The 16667-nt window shown below is 73.8% G+C and carries 15 protein-coding genes; 10 read left to right on the top strand and 5 right to left on the bottom strand.

Annotated features, from left to right (window positions below; all coding sequences use genetic code 11):
- Window positions 1-39 precede the first annotated feature (39 nt).
- The gene (locus ACTEI_RS31450; protein ID WP_122980955.1) at window positions 40-1365 is read right to left on the bottom strand and encodes a hypothetical protein; all 1326 of its coding nucleotides are present in this window, start codon (window positions 1363-1365) and stop codon (window positions 40-42) included.
- A gap of 79 nt (window positions 1366-1444) precedes the next feature.
- The gene (locus ACTEI_RS31445; RefSeq protein ID WP_122980954.1) at window positions 1445-2461 is read right to left on the bottom strand and encodes an LAETG motif-containing sortase-dependent surface protein; all 1017 of its coding nucleotides are present in this window, start codon (window positions 2459-2461) and stop codon (window positions 1445-1447) included.
- A gap of 322 nt (window positions 2462-2783) precedes the next feature.
- Between ACTEI_RS31445 and rsmD the strand changes: the two genes are divergently transcribed.
- The 9 genes from rsmD (at window position 2784) to mutM (ending at window position 9289) form a co-directional block, all read left to right on the top strand.
- Window positions 2784-3347, top strand: a complete 564-nt coding sequence (gene rsmD / locus ACTEI_RS31440; RefSeq protein WP_122980953.1) for a 16S rRNA (guanine(966)-N(2))-methyltransferase RsmD — start codon at window positions 2784-2786, stop codon at window positions 3345-3347.
- Window positions 3344-3823: a pantetheine-phosphate adenylyltransferase gene (coaD, locus tag ACTEI_RS31435; protein WP_122980952.1), complete on the top strand. Its 480-nt coding sequence runs from the start codon at window positions 3344-3346 to the stop codon at window positions 3821-3823. The genes rsmD and coaD overlap by 4 nt, the downstream gene beginning before the upstream one ends.
- A gap of 100 nt (window positions 3824-3923) precedes the next feature.
- Window positions 3924-4421: an SPFH domain-containing protein gene (locus ACTEI_RS31430; RefSeq protein WP_122980951.1), complete on the top strand. Its 498-nt coding sequence runs from the start codon at window positions 3924-3926 to the stop codon at window positions 4419-4421.
- Window positions 4422-4507: 86 nt separating this feature from the next.
- Window positions 4508-5071 (top strand): YceD family protein, encoded by a 564-nt coding sequence (locus ACTEI_RS31425; RefSeq protein ID WP_122980950.1) that lies wholly within the window; start codon window positions 4508-4510, stop codon window positions 5069-5071.
- Window positions 5072-5076: 5 nt separating this feature from the next.
- Window positions 5077-5250, top strand: a complete 174-nt coding sequence (rpmF, locus tag ACTEI_RS31420) for a 50S ribosomal protein L32 (protein WP_067685631.1) — start codon at window positions 5077-5079, stop codon at window positions 5248-5250.
- Window positions 5251-5361: 111 nt separating this feature from the next.
- Window positions 5362-6228: a phosphate acyltransferase PlsX gene (locus ACTEI_RS31415; protein ID WP_239082121.1), complete on the top strand. Its 867-nt coding sequence runs from the start codon at window positions 5362-5364 to the stop codon at window positions 6226-6228.
- Window positions 6221-6958: a ribonuclease III gene (rnc, locus tag ACTEI_RS31410; protein ID WP_122980948.1), complete on the top strand. Its 738-nt coding sequence runs from the start codon at window positions 6221-6223 to the stop codon at window positions 6956-6958. The genes ACTEI_RS31415 and rnc overlap by 8 nt, the downstream gene beginning before the upstream one ends.
- Window positions 6936-8249: a mannosyltransferase family protein gene (locus tag ACTEI_RS31405; protein ID WP_239082114.1), complete on the top strand. Its 1314-nt coding sequence runs from the start codon at window positions 6936-6938 to the stop codon at window positions 8247-8249. Before rnc ends, ACTEI_RS31405 begins: the two co-directional genes overlap by 23 nt.
- A gap of 185 nt (window positions 8250-8434) precedes the next feature.
- Complete coding sequence (gene mutM, locus ACTEI_RS31400; RefSeq protein ID WP_122980947.1) at window positions 8435-9289, top strand: bifunctional DNA-formamidopyrimidine glycosylase/DNA-(apurinic or apyrimidinic site) lyase; 855 nt, start codon at window positions 8435-8437, stop codon at window positions 9287-9289.
- Between the two features lie 490 nt (window positions 9290-9779).
- Here mutM and ACTEI_RS31395 read toward each other — a convergent pair whose 3' ends face one another.
- The 3 genes from ACTEI_RS31395 to ACTEI_RS31385 form a co-directional block, all read right to left on the bottom strand.
- Window positions 9780-10349 (bottom strand): spherulation-specific family 4 protein, encoded by a 570-nt coding sequence (locus ACTEI_RS31395; protein ID WP_122980946.1) that lies wholly within the window; start codon window positions 10347-10349, stop codon window positions 9780-9782.
- Window positions 10346-12958 (bottom strand): hypothetical protein, encoded by a 2613-nt coding sequence (locus tag ACTEI_RS38775; RefSeq protein ID WP_239082113.1) that lies wholly within the window; start codon window positions 12956-12958, stop codon window positions 10346-10348. The genes ACTEI_RS31395 and ACTEI_RS38775 overlap by 4 nt, the downstream gene beginning before the upstream one ends.
- A gap of 1123 nt (window positions 12959-14081) precedes the next feature.
- Window positions 14082-15593, bottom strand: coding sequence for a DUF3492 domain-containing protein (locus ACTEI_RS31385; RefSeq protein WP_122980945.1), 1512 nt, complete (start codon window positions 15591-15593; stop codon window positions 14082-14084).
- 766 nt (window positions 15594-16359) lie between these two features.
- Here ACTEI_RS31385 and ACTEI_RS31380 point away from each other — a divergent pair.
- Entirely contained in the window at window positions 16360-16554 is a 195-nt protein-coding gene (locus tag ACTEI_RS31380) for a hypothetical protein (RefSeq protein WP_122980944.1), read from the top strand.
- The last annotated feature ends 113 nt before the right edge of the window (window positions 16555-16667 follow it).

Genomic DNA, 16667 nt, shown 5'->3' with positions numbered 1-16667 from the left:
CGGTGGCTCACCGGGCGCGCTTGTCGTTCAGCGGCTGGATCAGGCCTTGAAGTTCACCTTGCGGCGGCGGGCCAGGAAGAACAGGCCGGCGCCGACGACGAGCAGCAGGGCCGCGCCACCGGCGATCGAGCCGGCGGCGGCGCCGGTCAGGGCCAGCTCGCCGTCCTCGCTCTTGCTGGGCGACGGGGTCGCGGCGGCCGGGGTCTCCGAGGCGGAGGCCGACGCGGTCGGCGTGGCCGAAGCGGACGGGGACGCCGAGGCCGAGGCGGAGGCCGAGGTGCTGGTGCCCGGGTTCGGGTTCTCCGTGCAGTCCGCCGGCTTGGTCCACTTGACCTCGCCGTTCAGCACGTCCAGGTCACCGGTGACGGTGACGGTCAGGCCCTCGGCGGCCGGGAAGCTGACCGTCTTGGTCTCGGCCGGCTTGACGGTGACGGTCTGCGCCGCGCCCTTGTTCGGGGTGAAGACCGCGGTCACGTCCTGGCCGTTCTCCGGGTTCTTCACCGTGAAGGTGAGCCCGTCACAGGTGCTCGTGTAGTTCGCCTCCGGGGTGCCGACCTCGGGCTGCTTGCAGTCCTCGGGCTTGCTCCAGGATCCGCTGTAGAGCTCGGCGCCACGCGAGGTGACCTTGATGTTCTTGGCGTTCGCGGCCGGGACGGTGACGGTCACCGGCTCCTGCCGGACCTTCAGGGTCTCGGTCTTGGTGAAGCCGCCGTCGGCGGTGATCACGAACGGGGCGCTGAAGGTGCTGCGGTTGATCAGCTTCAGCGTGACGTTGCCCTCGCAGTCGGGCAGCGCCTCGACCACCGGCTCGGCCTTGCAGGTGCCCGCGCCACCGTTGTACCAGGCGTTCCGCGGCTGGCCCGGCGCCGGCTTGGACCGCGCGCCCTCACCGCCCGCGCTGCCGACCTTGCGGTCGTTGTACCGGTCGCTCTTGTCGGTCAGCGGGTTGATGATCTGGTCGCCGAAGACGAAGTCGACCTGGGTGTAGCACTCCGGCACCTCGACCTTGAAGTCCAGGACGCTCGGGGTGAGCACGCCGTCCTTGGCCGGCTTGAAGCTGTCCACCGAGCTGTCCAGGACGTACTGCGGGGTCTGGAACGTGGCCGAGGGCGCGGTGTAGGCGACCAGCGCGAACGCCTGCTCGCCGCAGAGCGGTCCGTTCAGCAGGCGGATGGAGGCGGTGCCGGCCGGGCCGTTGAAGCTGTGCTCGTACTTCGCCTGGCCGACCGGGGTGCAGTCCCGGCCGCCGGCGGGCTGCTCGTCCTGGCCGGGGTTGGTGGCGTACGCGGGGGTGGCCAGGGCGGCCAGCCCGAGGAGGGCGCCGGCCGCGAGGACCGCGGCCCTGCGCAGGGGGGTGTTTCGCATGCGTGCTCCTAAGGGACGTGAACGGGGCGCGCCAACGGAAGTCGACGCGCCCCGGGTGGTGCAGATGTGAAGCGGGCTATCAGGCGGTGAAGCGGATCTTGCGGCGGCGGGCCATGTAGAACAGGCCGGCGCCGACGACCAGCACCAGAGCGGCGCCACCGGCGATCGTGCTGGTGTTCGAGCCGGTCAGGGCCAGCTCCTCGTCCTCACAGCCCTCGGGAGCCCGGTACGTGATGGTCGCGGCCTCGTCCTCGTAACCCTTGGGGGTCGCGGTGACCTTCAGGCCCTTGCTGGCCTCGAAGTCGACGGTCTTGGTCTCGCCCGGGGCGGCGGTGACGGTCTTGGAGTCGCCGACGCTCGGCTTGAAGGTGACCGTCAGGGACTCCTTCCAGTCGGCCGGGACCTCGATGCCGACGGTCAGGGTGTCGCAGGTGGTGTCGTAGACGAACTGCGGCTCGGTGACGACCGGGGTCTCCGACGGGGTCGACGCGGTGGTCGACGGCGAGGCCGGGGTGCTCGCCGACGGCGCGGTCGAGGTGGAGGTCGAGGTGCTGGGCTCGGGCTGCGCCGGGGTGGAGACCGAGGCGCTCGGCTCGGGCTGCGCCGGGGTGGAGACCGAGCCGCTGGGCTCCGGCTGCGCCGGGCTGGAGACCGAGGCGCTGGGCTCGGGCTGGTTCTCGCACGGCGTGGTCGGCTTGTTGACCGTCACGTCCCGGCCGGCCATGTGCTTGCCCCAGGTGCCGGTGACGTGCAGGGTCGCGACGTTCGCGCCGGCCTCGAGCTTCTGGGTGGCGGTGAGGGTCTCGCGCCACTTGAGGGCGTCACCCTCCTTGATGCCGTCGAAGCTGATCGTCTGCGGCGCGGCCGGCTCGTAGGAGACGGTGCTGACGACACCCTCGCCGAGCTGGTTGTCGCTGGGCGTGACACTCCAGTTGACGACCCAGGTGCCGTCGTTGTTGACGCAGGAGGTGGTCTTGCCGATTTCCGGGTGGCAGGCCAGCGCCGGCATGGCGGAGGACATCACACCGACCAGGCCGAGGGCCGTGCCGGCGATCACCGTGCCGGTCCGGCGGAACGGGGTCTTGAACAGGTTCACGCCTACTCCTGGGAACGGGGGTCGAGGAGAAAAGAGCGTGCGGAGACCGCGCGGCTTCCCGCCGGGACAAACAAGCGAGAGCTGCGACGACGCCTCCCCACGTCGCCTGCGGACAGTCCCTGAGGGACACCCCGCAACGCCGCCTGACCCTAGCCACTTCGGGTCGGCAAAGAAACGTCTCAGCGGCAGCTAAGCCTGTTGATATCAATCCGTGATCTTCCATCACCACAACGGGACGGGACCGTCGCGCGCAGTGCCCGTGACGAGGGAATTGTTTATCTGCCCGTGGTCTGTCCGAGGTGGTGAAGTAGCGTCGGACCCGATGACGAGGATTATCGCCGGGACGTACGGCGGGCGGCGGTTGTCCGCTCCGTCCGGTGCGCACACGAGGCCCACATCGGACCGCGTACGTGAGGCTTTCTTCAGTTCCCTGGACACGATGACCGAACTGTCCGGTGCGCGGTTCGCCGACCTGTACGCCGGATCCGGTGCGGTCGGCCTGGAGGCGTTGTCCCGCGGGGCGGATCACGCGCTTCTGGTCGAATCGGACACCAAGGCGGCGCGCGTGATCCGGGACAACATCATGGCGCTGCGAGTGGGCGCGTCGGCACGCCTGGTCGCCGGAAAGGTGGCGCAGGTGCTCGCCGAGCCCCCGGGCGGGGGACCGTACGACGTGGTCTTCGCCGACCCGCCGTATGCGCTGGGTAGCGAGGAGATCGACACCGTGCAACAGCAACTGCTCGCCCACGGCTGGCTCGCGCCGGACGCCGTGGTGGTGTTCGAGCGTTCCACCCGGACAGAGCCGCTGAGCTGGAGGGACGGGCTCGCCGGGGACCGTACCCGGCGTTACGGCGAGACCACTCTTTGGTACGGTCGCCGATCATGAGACGAGCGGTGTGTCCCGGCTCCTTCGATCCGGTCACGAACGGCCACCTCGACATCATCGGACGGGCCAGCCGGCTGTTCGACGAGGTGATCGTCGGAGTTCTGATCAACCAATCCAAATCCGGGCTGTTCACCATCGAGGAACGCCTGGAGATGCTCACCGAGGTGACCGCCCCGTACGAGAACGTCCGGGTGGCGACGTTCCACGGCCTGCTGGTCGACTTCTGCCGCGCCCAGGGCGCCGCGGTGGTGATCAAGGGGCTGCGCGCGGTCAGCGACTTCGACTACGAATTGCAGATGGCGCAGATGAACATCGGGCTCTCCGGTGTGGAGACCCTGTTCATGCCGACCAACCCGCTCTACTCGTTCCTCTCCTCCAGTCTGGTCAAGGACGTGGTCAAGTGGGGCGGCGACGCCTCGTCGTACCTGCCGGACCCGGTGCTGGCCCGGTTGGTCAACCGGCTGAAGCAGAATTGAGAGCCTCCGGCGCGGGCGCGCCGGGACCCGGCGCGGCGGCGGCACAGTAACGTGATCGCACCACGCTGGGTGGCGGTTCGACGACGGGAGTGAGGCACCGGTGGATCCGCTCGACCGTATCGACGAGCTCATCGAGCACGTCCAGGACGCGCGTTCCGTACCGATGTCGCGGACGAACTTCATGTTCGACCGCGGTGAGATGATCGAGCGTCTCGAGGAGCTGCGCGCCGAGCTCCCCTCCGAGCTGCGCAAGGCGGCCGCGGTCCTGGACGAGCGGGACCGGATCATCGAGGCCGGCCGCCGCGAGGCGGACCGGATCATCAGTGAGGGCGAGGCCGAGCACGCCCGCCTGGTGTCGGTGAACGAGATCACCGTCTCCGCCGAGCACGAGGGTGCCCGGATCATCGCCGAGGCCCGGGGTGAGGCGCAGCGGCTGCGCGAGGAGGTCGACGACTACGTCGACACCGCCCTGGCCAACTTCGAGCAGTTCCTGACCCGGGCGCTGGCGTCGATCGAGCGGGGCCGTGACAAGATGCATGCGCTCCGCGAGATCGGTACCTTCCAGGGTGAGGACGCGGAGCGCCCGCTGCCGTTCTGAGTCACTGCCGGGCCGGGGGCGATTCGACGGAGTCCCGCAAGCTCAGGTAATGTTTTCGGTCGGCCTACCCATGGCTGAGGATCAAGATGCCCAAGTCACCGCAGAGTCACCTGGACCCCAGGCAGCCGCTGGTCGTCGACACGACGAAGCTACCCCGGCAGCCTGGTGCGACGCGTGCCCTGAAACGGGTGGCGCCGGCGCCGGCGGACCTCGGCCTGGAGATGATCTCGGTTCCTGAGGGGTCCGACCTCGAGCTCGATCTGAGCTTGACGTCGGTGTCCGAGGGGGTCTACGTCAGCGGCACCGTGCGGGGCTCGCTCCAGGGCGAGTGCGGCCGGTGCCTCAACGAGATCAACGAGTCGTTCGAGGTCTCTCTCGCGGAGCTGTACGCCTACGAGGACAGCACCACGGAGGAGACCACCGACGAGGACGAGGTGGGCCGGATGCAGGGCGACCTGATCGACCTGGAGCCGGCGGTGCGGGACGCGGTGGTGCTGACCCTCCCGAACAACCCCCTCTGCCGGCCGGACTGCCCAGGGCTGTGCCCCGACTGCGGGGTGCACCTCGACGACCTCCCGGCGGATCACAGCCACGAGGACGTCGATCCCCGCTGGGCCGCTTTGCGCAATCTCACGAACACTGAGGAGTAGGAACCGTGGCCGTCCCCAAGCGCAAGATGTCGCGCAGCAACACCCGCTCGCGCCGGGCGAACTGGAAGGCGACCGCGGTCTCGACCGTGGCGTGCCCCCAGTGCAAGTCGCCGAAGCTGCCGCACGCCGCCTGCTCGGTCTGCGGCACCTACAACGGCCGTCAGGTCCTCGAGGTCTGACGTCGCCGAGTGACGCGCCCGATCATCGGGCGGGTCGTACCTGAGCAGTGGCGTTCCACCGGTGCCACGGCTCCCGGACAGCCGACTGTCGGGGAGCCGGGCACCGCGCGGATCGCCGTCGACCTCCTCGGCGGGGACCAGGCTCCCGCCGTCGTGGTTGACGGCGCTCTGCGTGCCGTACAGGACGATCCGTCCCTGCACCTGACCCTCGTCGGTCCGGCCGAGGCCGCCGACGCGGCGCTCGCCGCCCTGCGGCCGGCGCAGCGCCACCGCATCTCCACCGTTCTCGGCCACAGCGCCGTCCAGGCCGTCGCCGACGGGTGTGCCGACGCCGCGGTCTCCGCCGGCGACACCGCCACCACCGTCGTCACCGCCACGCGCGCCCTGGGCCGCTGGCCCGGCGTCCGCCGGCCCGCTCTCGCCGCCGTGCTGCCCACCGCCGCGGGCCGGGTGATCCTGCTCGACGTCGGCTCCACCGTCGACCCCGACGAGGAAACCCTGACCGGGCACGCCCGGCTCGGCGCCGCCTACGCCGCCGCCGTCCACGACATCCCGCGGCCCCGCGTCGGCCTGCTCACCATCGGCACCGAGCACGGCAAGGGCGACCGCCTGCGCCGCGCCGTCCCACCGCTGCTGGCCGCCCGGCCACTGCCCGCCGCCGCCCGGTACACCGGTCTGGTGGAGGGCGGTGACGTCGTGCTCGGCGCCGCCGCCGACGTCGTGGTGACCGACGGGTTCACCGGTAACGTCCTGCTGAAAGCCCTGGAAGCCGCCTATCTGAGGGCCCGTCCGCCCGGGGCGGACGAGACGCGCGCCGCGCTGCTGCTCGGTGTCGCCGGCACCGTCGTGGTCTGCCACGGCGCCGCCACCGGGCCGGATCTCGCGGGCGGCATCGCATTCGCCGCCGGCCTGCACCGCCGGGCCGCGCTGACGGCCATCGTCGATTCGCTGACGTACAACGAGGTATCGCATGATTGACAAGCGCCGCCGTCCCCCCACCGCGCCCCTGGAAGAGGCCTTCGGTGTGCCCTTCTCGCCAGAGCTGCTGGAACGCGCGCTGACCCACCGCTCGTACGCCTACGAGAACGGCGGTCTGCCCACCAACGAGCGCCTGGAGTTCCTCGGCGACTCGGTTCTCGGCGTGGTGATCACGTCGGCCCTCTTCCACAACCATCCGGACCTGCCCGAGGGGCAGCTCGCCAAGCTTCGCGCCAGCGTGGTCAACATGCACGCGCTCGCCGACGTGGCCCGCGGCCTGGGCCCCGCCGGTCTCGGCCCGCACCTGCTGCTCGGCAAGGGCGAGGAGACCACCGGCGGCCGGGACAAGGCCAGCATCCTGGCCGACACCCTGGAGGCGCTGCTCGGCGCGATCTACCTGGAGCACGGCCTGGAGACCGCCGGCCAGGTGATCCACCGGCTGTTCGACCCGCTGATGGCCGAGTCGGCCGGCCGGGGCGCCGCCCTGGACTGGAAGACCAGCCTGCAGGAGCTGACCGCGGCGCTCGGACTGGGCGTGCCGGACTACGTGATCGAGGACTCCGGGCCGGACCACGCCAAGACGTTCACCGCCTGGGTGGTGGTGGCCGGCGTGCGGTACGGCGGATCCGACGGCCGCAGCAAGAAGCAGGCCGAGCAGCGCGCCGCCGCGGCGGCCTGGCGCACGCTGAGCGAGCGGAACGAAGCCGATGGCGACGACAAGCCCGAGTGAGACGGCGCCGGTGGCCTCGGACGCCGAGGAGCCCCGGGAGACGCTCTGGGCGCGCGCCGGCGGCGGCCGCGGGGTCGCCGTCGCGGTCGGGCTGCTCGCGCTGACCCGGATCGGGCAGCTGCTGATGGTCTGGTGGCTGGGCGGCGCGTCGACCTCGCACACCGGGGTCTGGCAGCGGCTGCTGGTCTGGGACGGCGGCTGGTTCCTGCGGGTCGCGATGGACGGGTACCCGCAGGGGTACACCTACGACGAGAACCACGTGCTGCAGGCCAACGAGCTGGCGTTCTTCCCGCTCTACCCGATGCTGATCCGGGGCGTCGCGCTGCTCGGCGTCGCGCCCGGCACGGCGGCGGTCGGGGTGGCCTGGCTCGCCTCGATCGGCGCCGCGATCGCGCTGCACCTGCTCGGCACCACCCTGCACGACCGGCGGGCCGGCTGGGCGCTGGTGGCGATCTGCTGTTCGGCGCCGGTGTCGGTGGTGCTGTCCATGGCGTACTCGGAAAGCCTGTTCCTGGCCATGGTGGCGGGCATGCTGGCCGCCGCCCACCGGCGGGCCTGGCTGCCGGCCGGGCTGCTCGGCCTGGGCGCCGCCCTGACCCGCCCGACCGGCGCGGCGGCCGCGTTGGCGCTGGCCGTCGCGGCGCTGCTCGCGGTCCGTGACATCCGCGCCCGCCGCGCCGCCACCGCGGGTGGCGCCGGAGTGAGCGGCGCCGCAGCGAGTCGCGCCGGAGTGAGTGGCGCTGGAGCCGGTGGCGTTGGACCGAGCGGCATTGGAGTGAACGGCGCCGAGAGCGTCTGGCCGCCGCTGGCCGCCGCCGCGACCGCCCTCGCCGGGGTGCCGCTCTTCCTCGGCTGGGTCGGCTGGCGGGTCGGTGACTGGACCGCCTGGTTCAAGATCCAAACCGCCGGCTGGGGTACGTCGTTCGACTACGGCCGCAGCACGCTGACCTTCCTGGACGACACGTTCACCGGTGCGGACGGCTGGGTGCAGGTCAGCGTCGGGCTGATCCTGCTGGCCGCGCTCGCCGCGGCCGGCGTGGCGCTGGCCCAGCGTCCATGGCTGCCGCTCGCCGTCTACGGCGTGGTCGCCATGGTCCTGGTCTACGGCCAGGCCGGCTTCTACCACTCCAAGCCCCGGCTGCTGCTCCCGGTGCTGCTGACGCTGCTGCCGGCGGTGGCCGCCGCAGCCCGGGCCCGCCCCCGGGTCGCGATCCTGTCGATCGGGGCCTGGGCGCTCTTCGGCCTCTGGTACGGCGCCTACCTGATCACGATCTGGCCGTACACGATGTAGCCGTCTCTCCGGTGATGCCGCCTTCCGGTGGTGTCGTATCCCGGTGAAGCCGGGTCCGGCGGTACCGCGGAGCGGTCCGGGGCGCGTGCGAGTCCGGCGGTGCCGCCGAGCGGCCTGGCAGGTCCGGCTTCGGCGTCGGCGTACTGTTGACGCCGCCCTACGACGACGATCCCTGAGGACCCCTTTTGCCCGAGCTTCCCGAGGTCGAGACCGTCCGGATGGGCCTGGCCAAGTGGGTGGCCGGCCGCACGATCGCGGCGGTCGAGGTGCGCCACCCGCGGGCGATCCGCCGCCACCTGCCCGGCGACCGGCACTTCGTCGCCATGCTGACCGGACGCACCATCCTGGACGTGTCGCGCCGCGGCAAATACCTGTGGCTTCCGCTCGACTCCGGTGACGCGATCATCGCCCACCTCGGGATGAGCGGGCAGCTGCTGATGCAGCCGGCCACCGCCGAGGACGAGAAGCACCTGCGGGTCCGCTTCACCTTCACCGACGGTGGGCCGCAGCTGCGTTTCGTCGACCAGCGCACGTTCGGCGGCCTGTCGGTCTCCGAGGGCGGCGCGGAACTGCCCGACGAGATCTCGCACATCGCCCGCGACCCGATGGATCCGCTCTTCGACGACGCGGCGTTCTCGGCCCGCCTCCGCGGGCGGCACACCGAGATCAAGCGCGCCCTGCTCGACCAGACGCTGATCTCCGGCGTCGGCAACATCTACGCGGACGAGGCCCTGTGGCGGGCCGGACTGCACGGCACCCGGCCCACCGACAAGCTCACCCACCCGGCGGTCCAGCGCCTGCTCGGGCACGTCCGCGACGTCCTCGGCGAGGCGATCACGGCCGGCGGGACGAGCTTCGACGAGCTCTACGTGAACGTCAACGGCGAGAGCGGGTACTTCGACCGGTCCCTGAACGCGTACGGCCGCGAGGGGGAGCCCTGCCGTCGCTGCGGCGCGCTCCTGCGACGGGAGAGCTTCATGAACCGGTCGTCGTTCAGTTGCCCGCGGTGCCAGCCGAAACCCCGCTCGCGTACGACCTGAGCCGCCCGAGTCCACGACCCGGCCCCGTGCGTCGCGCCGCCCTCCCGCGCCTCTCCTTACGGGGACGGCATGCGAGGTCTGAGGCCGGTCGTGGTGGTTCGGTGGCGGGGGTTCGCGGTTGCCGGGGCCGGTTGTGGTGGTCTGGGGCTGGGGTTGCCAGGCGGCGGTTGTGGTGGTCGCGGTTGCCGGGGCCGGTTGTGGTGGTCTGGGGCTGGGGTTCCTGGTCGCCAGGCGGCGGGGTCTGGTGGTCGCGGTTGCCGGCGCCGGTTGCCGTTGGTGCTGGGAGCGGTCTCCGGCCGGGTTGAGCCGCGGGTTTCGAGTCCGGCCGGCTTCCGGCTGATGGCCGAAGGCCTGCCCTCCCGGCCGGATGACAGCGCTCAGTGCCGGCTCCCTGCCGTCGGCTGGTGCCGGCGGTGGTCATCCCGGATCGGGCGACCGCCGCCGGCACCAGCCGGGCCACGGGCGGGCGGGGCTGGCGTACCGGAGGGCGTCAGTCGGCGCTGTGGGCGCCGCCGCCCGGCGCGCCCGCCGGGCTCAGTTCCGGGGTGGCGTCGGTGGCCAGGCCGAAGCCGGCGCCGCGCCGGCCCATCAGGCGCCGGGCCGCGGTGAGCAGGGCAGACGGTACGCCGTGCACGAGGTGGCCGTCGCCGGGGCGGGTGCCGTCGCCGTCCCAGGTCTGGTACGCCGACCACGGCCCGTCGAACGTGCAGATCCGCACCCCCAGATCCCGGTAGAGCGGGTGCGTCGGCACCCCCGGGTTCAGGACGACCCGGTGCAGGCCACGGCGGGCCGCCAGCCGTACCGTCAGGGCGACCGGGCCGACGCCGCCGGAGCAGGCCGGCGCGCGGTCCAGGAACAGGCCTTCCACGCCGTCGGCCCGCCAGGCGTCCACGTCGGTGAGGACGTCGGCCAGGGAACGGCTGCCCCAGTCCAGGTCGATACGCCCCAGCGACTGGTGCAGGGTGCGCCGGTCACCGGGGTGCTCGCGCACGATCCAGGTGTCGGCGTCGAGCTCCAGTTCGGGGCCGGGGTGGGCGTACGGCGGGAACAGGGTCTTCACGGTGTCCTCCGAAGATCGGCGGCGGTCAGGGCGACGATGAGCAGGCCGGCCACGTGCGTCGCGGCCAGTACGGCGACGGCGAGCGGCAGCGGACCCGCGGCCTGCGGGAACAGCGGCAGGGTGAGGGTGGCCAGCGGCGGGCCGGCGGCCAGGGTGGCGGCGATGCCGGTACGGCGCCGCGCGGCGAGCAGGAACGTGACCGCGAACACTCCGCCGAGCAGCGTCCCGGCGGCCAGCGCGAGCGCCGCCTCCCGGGCGCCGGAGAGGCTGGCCAGTCCGTACGGGAGCTGGTACGCCACCAGCGCCAGCGCCCCGCCGGCGGCCAGCGGCGGGAGCAGCCCGGCCAGCGTGATCACCGTGACGTTGCGGACGTGCCGGTCCAGCTCGGCGGTGCTCTCCGCGCAGTCGAGCCCGGCGTCGATCCGCGCGGTGTGCCAGCCGATCAGGGCTTCCAGCAGCGGAACCGAGAGGAGCAGCGGCAGCGCGGCCGGCGCCGGGGTGACGGCCGGACCGGCCTGCCAGAGCAGCGCCGCGCAGATCGCCTGCGAGATGCCGATGATCAGGTACGCGAGCCCGCGCCGGCGTTCCGCCGCGGTCAGGCGCGGGATCCGGCCCCCCGGCCCGCCCAGCACGACCGGCCGGAACGCCCGGACCAGCGCCAGCACGAGCGCCGCCGGCAGCAGCGTCTCCACCGGGACGTACCCCGCCCAACCGGTCCCGCCGACCGCGGCCAGTGTCGCGCCGGCCAGCAGCCAGCACGGCAGGTACCAGCGGATCACCGCCGCCTCGGACCGGGTGACCAGCGCCGCGGTCACCGTCGCCAGGGTGGCCAGCCCGCCCGCGCCGACCGACGCGGCGAGCAGCCGGTCCGGCCCCAGCACGGTGGCCGGCGCGATCCACACCAGCGCGCACCACAGGGCGGTGACCGCGGCGAACCCGGCGCCGACCAGGCGGGCCGCCGCCGCCCGCCCGGCGCGCCGCGCCACCGTGACGCCGACGCTGGTCAGCGCCTGCGCCGCGGCCCAGCCGAGCAGCAGCGTGGCGGCGGGAACGGGCCAGGCGACCCGCTCCAGCGCGCCGATCCCGGCGACGGCGACGCTGAGCGGCCCGAGGTACAGCAGGCAGCGCAGGGCGACCGGCCAGAGGAACAGCCGCCGCTGCGGCGCTGCCCCGGCCGCGGATTCGCACGCGGGCTCGGGCCCGGGGTTCAGCGCAGACCCGGGCTCGCCGATCGAGGCCGCCCCGGCGATCGTGCCCGCTGCGGTGTTCCCGGATGTCCCGGCACCCGCGCCCGCCGCGGCACTCGCCGATGTCCCGTTGTTCGCGGACACTCCGATACTCGCGGGCGTCTCGCTGCTCGCGGAGGTCTCGCTGGTCGGGGACGTCTCGCTGCTGGCGGACGTCTCGCTGGTCGGGGAGGTCTCGCTGGGCGGGGGCGACCCGGCGTTCGGGGACGTCCGGCGGCGCCTGGCGCGCCGCCCGGTGCGGATCTCGGCGCCCGGTTCCCGGTCGCCCTCGGTGAACGCCTTCCAGGCGGCGTCCGCGGCCGTGGTGGGTCGCTCCGGACCCCGCGCCCGCCGCCGGGCGGCACGTCGCTGGGGCCCCGGTCCCAGCCGGACGTCCGACCCGTCGGTCCCGTCCGGCACATCGGCCCCCGGCCGGCAGAGGCCGTCCCGGAGATCATGTGCCGCGGAGCCGGCCGGTCCGGCCGCGGCGGCCCGGTGCGGCAGGTCGTCGACCGTGGAGACGTTCGGTTCAGCCGTGGCGGCCCGTTGTCGTGGCGTGCCGGCTGTGGGAGCGTCCGGGTCGGCCGCGGTCCCGTCTCGCGGATCGTCGGCTGCGGGGATGTTCCGGTCGGCGGCCGGCCGGTTCCGCTCGCGGTTCGGCGTCCACCCGACCGAGGCCGTCCACCCGGTCGAGGCCGTGGCCGCCTCCGCCGGGGCGGCGGTCCGGTCCCGCTTACGCCATCCACGTCGGCGGGCACGCGACCCCCCGGCCGACTCCACCGCACCCTGATCAGGATCGGTCCAGGTCCGATGGCGGCCTTCCGGCCCGCGGTGGCCGGCGCCGTCGATTTCCCGGTACGCCGGGTCGTGCCCCGAGGCCGCGCCTCCGTCTCCCGCGGACCGGGTGCCGAGCCCCGCCGCGCTCTCCGCCGGCGCGGTCGCTGATCCCGCCGCACCCCGGCGGTACCCGGCGAGAGCCGACGCACCACCGGCCCACGCGGGGACCGGGCCACCCCAGGCGGGGCCCTCGCCGGCCCCGGCGGCCCCGCCGCGGGCCGGGGGCTCGTCCCCGTCCTCGGCCCGCGGCGGCTCACCTCCGGCGCCGGGCGGCTCATGCGCCGCGCCCGGGCGGTCGTTTTCGGTCCAGGCGGGCGTGCTGTCGATCGACCGATGCTCTCGGGTGTCGGCCGGCCCGGTCGCGGCTTGCTGGTGCCGCGCCCGGGCCTGCGCATCGCCGGGCCGGCGCGGGTCTGTGGTGCCCTCGGCGGTCGCCAGAGCCCGGGCCAGTCCCGCGAACAGCAGCGTCTCCGCCGTCCCGTCGATCGGCGACCGCGGCTCGTGCGCATGGCGGGCCGGCGTCCCGAACAGGAACCTCTCCGTCATCGGGGTGACGTCCCGCCGACCCGGTCGCTCGGCCGGCGGAACCGTCGCGGGACTCGCGGGAGCGGAAACCTCGGGCTCGTCTCCCGGGCAGCCCGCATCCACCCCGGGCACCGTGCTCACGTCCGGCGAAGCCGTCGCGCCGAGCCACTCCACCCCGGGAGCGGGCCCGGCGCCCGCCGAGATCGGCCGGCCGAGTGCGTCGACTCCCAGGGCGGCCCCCGCGCGAGCCCGACCGGTCCCGTCGGCCGGGTCCACCCCCGGCCCGGCGATCGGACCGGGCCACCGCGTCCGAGGGAGCGGGTCCGCTCCGCGCCCGGCACCTGCCGTTGCGCGAACATCCGTCCCGGCGAAGGTGTCCGCTCCACGCCCGGCATCTGCCCCCGGCAGCTCCGCCGGGCCGCGCGCAGCCGTGCCGCGCGGCCCGCGACCGGGCAGGGCCGTGGCGAAGGCCGGCTTCACGAACAGCAACGTCTCGGCGACCGCGGTTTCCCGCTCCGAGTCGGACAGCACCTCGTAGAGCCGCGCCCCCAATCCGCCGGCCTCGGCGATCGCCGGTGACGGAGGTGACGCCGCCGACCGGAGTGCCGCCGGCAGCGGTGAGCCGGTGGGTGCCGCCGGTGGCAGCGGCGAGTCGATCGCTGTTGCGCCCGGAAGCGGTGAAGTGCGGGGCGTTGCCACCGGCAGCGGTGAGCCGGACGGCGATGCCGGCGGGAGCGGTGACCCCGGGAGCGGCCCCGCCGGGAACGACGGGGCCGGCTCCGGCGCCACGGAGAACGGCGACGCCGGAGCCGGCGGCCCGGGAACCGGTGGCCGCACAACCGGCACAGCTCGGCCCGACGGCTGCGGCACGGCGGGACGCAGCGGAAACGGCGCCGCCGGATCGTCGCCGGTCTCCGGGTGTACGCCGGTCGGCGTCCGTACGTCCTCGGACGCGTCTCCGGGTCGCTCACCCGGATGCCGGCCCGGCTTGTCGGAGCAGCGGCGGGGGGCCGGCGTCTCCTCCGGCGCCGCCCCACCGGCGGCGGCGTGCCGCGGCTCGCCCGGCGTCTGGGGGCGGCGGCGCCGGTTGCGGGCGGGGTGGCGGGAGGTGCCGCTGGTCCCGCGTGGGGGAGTGATCGTCATTTCAGTCCTCCCTGGTGAGCCAGCGCAGTGTGGCCGGCATGGGGGTCCGGGGCGCCGGAACGGCGAGCGCCAGTTCGAAGGCCGGCGCCGGGGGTGGCGCGGCCAGGTCGGTGTAGAGGGCGCTGTACACCCGCACCACCCGGTTGACGGTGAAGTGGTCGAGCGCGCGCTGGCGGGCCGCGTCGCCCAGCGCGCGCCGCCGGGGCGTCTCGCGCAGCAGGCCGACGATGGCGGCGGCGAGCTCGGACGGGTCGCCCGCGGGGACCACCACGCCGGTGTCGCCGAGCGTCTCGCCGGCCGGGCCGATGTCCACGGCGACCACCGGGCGGCCCGACATCATCGCCTCGGCCAGCCGGTACGGCGGGTCGGACGGTCCCGGCACGTGCGCCACGACCTGGCCGACGGTGAACCGCTCCCGCGGGTCGGCGGGCAGCGGGTGCAGCCGGACGGCGCGGCCCAGTCCGGTGAGCTCGATCCGGTCGGCGCAGTGCTCCTCGTGCTTGGCGGTGACCCCGACGAGGTGCAGCACCGCGCCCGGCAGCGCGGCCGCGACCTCGGTGAACGCGTCCAGCACGAGGGTGAGGCCGCTGTCCGGGCCGCCGCTGCCGGCCCAGACCACGGTCGGCGGCGCGTCCGGTTCGGCGGCACCCGGGTACTCCTGCGGGTCCACCCCGGCCGGCACCGGGACCAGGCGCGCCGGCTGCGCGCCGCGTGCCAGCGCCCGGTCGTGGTGGTAGGCGCTCAGTGGCGCGATCAGCTGGGCCTCGGCGTAGCCGGCGTGGGCCACGGCGGCGCGGAACCGGCGCAGGATCAGGCGGACCGCGGGGGAGAGCCGCTCCTCACCCGGCCGCTGCCTCGTCACCGGGGCGCGGGCCTCGGTGAGCAGCAGCGGCGTACCGCTGCGCCAGCGGCCGGACAGCGCCGCCAGCAGCGCGGTGGTGCCGCCCACGCAGTGCACCAGGGCGGCTTCCGGGACCGGCACGGCGAGGGCGCGCAGGGCGTGCCGCAGCAGGGTGGCCGCGGTCCGCGCGTCGCGCACGCTGAGCTTCGGCGCGGGCGGCTCCTGTCCGGGTACGGCCTCGGGCCGCCCCCGCCACGCGTCCAGCAGCTTGTCGGCCAGTGGCAGCCGGCTGAGCGGGCTGGGCCGGTTGCCGGCCAGGTCGGCGATCCACCGCAGCCCGCCGGCGAACCGGTCGGCGCCGGCGTCGTCGAGCAGCCCGTGGCACAGCTCGGCGACCGCGTCGACGGCGCCGTCGGGCAACTGGGCGCGGCGGCGCTCGAAGCGGGCCGGTTCGCGGCCGAGCGCGATGGCGCGCGCCGAGCCGACGTTGGCCGGAAGCGGGTACGCGGGTGCGGACGGCAGTTCCCGATCCGTGACGGTGAGCAACTCGAAGTGGAACCGGTGCAGCCCTTCGACGAGGGTCCGGCACCAGCCTCCGAGTGCGTCCCGCCGGTACGGGTACCCGCCGCCGGTGAGGAGACAGATGCGCTCGCGCGACGGGGTCGGATTCACGCTGGGGGCAACGACGGAGGGGGGCCGAGCCAGCGGAGCATGTCAGCTAGGCGACAGAAATACGCGGTGTTTGTCACCATTTGTCGCCCACGTTTGCCCGAATTTGCCCGAAAGGCCACGGTGTTCGGCCGGGGCTGTGGGCGGGGCCGATCGAGCGCTGGGCCGACGGCGGATCGAGGGCGGTGCGGGCGGCGCCCGGCGGCGGCCCGGTGGCTCGGGCGGAGTGGCGGGGGCGGCGGCGACCGATCGGACCGGGCGGCGCCGCGCTCGCCGTCGCCGGTCACGGGGAGCGACCACGTTGCGATCCGGTAAGGGTTGTGGTGCGACGCGGCGATCTTGTTGATCGAAATGAGTGGCCCGGCGGCGGACCGACGCGTACGGTGTTGATCGAAATGCGTCGAGTGAGTGGCCCGGCAGTCTCCCACCGGCCTCGGCGAACCGCCGGAAACGCGCATAATTGCAGTTCAAGACCCCCTGGTGGCGTGATTCACTGACGTCGGCCGGGCGACCGCGTGCGCTCGGCTTGACGGAGGATGGGTATCGGCGGACTATGGAGATGTCGCCAGTCGCGCCGACTCATGCCTCGGCACCCTTCGTGGCTTGAGCATCCGCACCTAAAAGGTTTTCGTCGCAGCAGTGGCGGAAGTCTGTGCTCACGCGTGCCCGTGAGTGCTTTGGTGTGTCAGTTCGCGCTGGGCGCGCATTTGGCCGGCCGTTTCCGGCGAAGCAAACACATACGAGACGCACCGCGTCACAAGGAGTCACGATGGCGAAGGCCCTCTACGGCCACGTAGGTGCGGCGCCCGACCGGCGCCTGCTCGACGAGGTCACCCGACTGCGTTCCCGGGTGCAGGCCCTGGAGTTCGAGGTCACCCGCCTGCGGGCGGAAAACGATCGCCTTGCGGCGGCTGCCGCCGAGGCGGACGACATTCTGCGGCTCAGTGAGCCGGCTCTGACCTGACTCCACGGATCGCCGGAACGTCTCTGCGGGGCGACCGACCGGCGTTCATCCCCCATGCACCACAATTGCACCAAAGAAAAAGCGCGCCTCCACTGCCGTGGCGGCGCGCAGTT

The sequence above is a fragment of the Actinoplanes teichomyceticus ATCC 31121 genome (genome assembly GCF_003711105.1).
GTDB lineage: Bacteria > Actinomycetota > Actinomycetes > Mycobacteriales > Micromonosporaceae > Actinoplanes > Actinoplanes teichomyceticus.
Note: the sequence above shows the minus strand (reverse complement) of the source record. Positions and strands in the feature narration are given on the sequence as shown.

Bases quoted from the DNA above. Each gene is read 5' to 3' on its own strand.
- ACTEI_RS31450 (WP_122980955.1), bottom strand. From the start codon at position 1,365: ATGCGAAACACCCCCCTGCGCAGGGCCGCGGTCCTCGCGGCCGGCGCC.
- ACTEI_RS31425 (WP_122980950.1), top strand. From the start codon at position 4,508: ATGCCCAAGTCACCGCAGAGTCACCTGGACCCCAGGCAGCCGCTGGTC.
- rnc (WP_122980948.1), top strand. From the start codon at position 6,221: ATGATTGACAAGCGCCGCCGTCCCCCCACCGCGCCCCTGGAAGAGGCC.
- ACTEI_RS38775 (WP_239082113.1), bottom strand. From the start codon at position 12,958: ATGACGGAGAGGTTCCTGTTCGGGACGCCGGCCCGCCATGCGCACGAG.
- rsmD (WP_122980953.1), top strand. From the start codon at position 2,784: ATGACGAGGATTATCGCCGGGACGTACGGCGGGCGGCGGTTGTCCGCT.
- ACTEI_RS31405 (WP_239082114.1), top strand. From the start codon at position 6,936: ATGGCGACGACAAGCCCGAGTGAGACGGCGCCGGTGGCCTCGGACGCC.
- ACTEI_RS31380 (WP_122980944.1), top strand. From the start codon at position 16,360: ATGGCGAAGGCCCTCTACGGCCACGTAGGTGCGGCGCCCGACCGGCGC.
- coaD (WP_122980952.1), top strand. From the start codon at position 3,344: ATGAGACGAGCGGTGTGTCCCGGCTCCTTCGATCCGGTCACGAACGGC.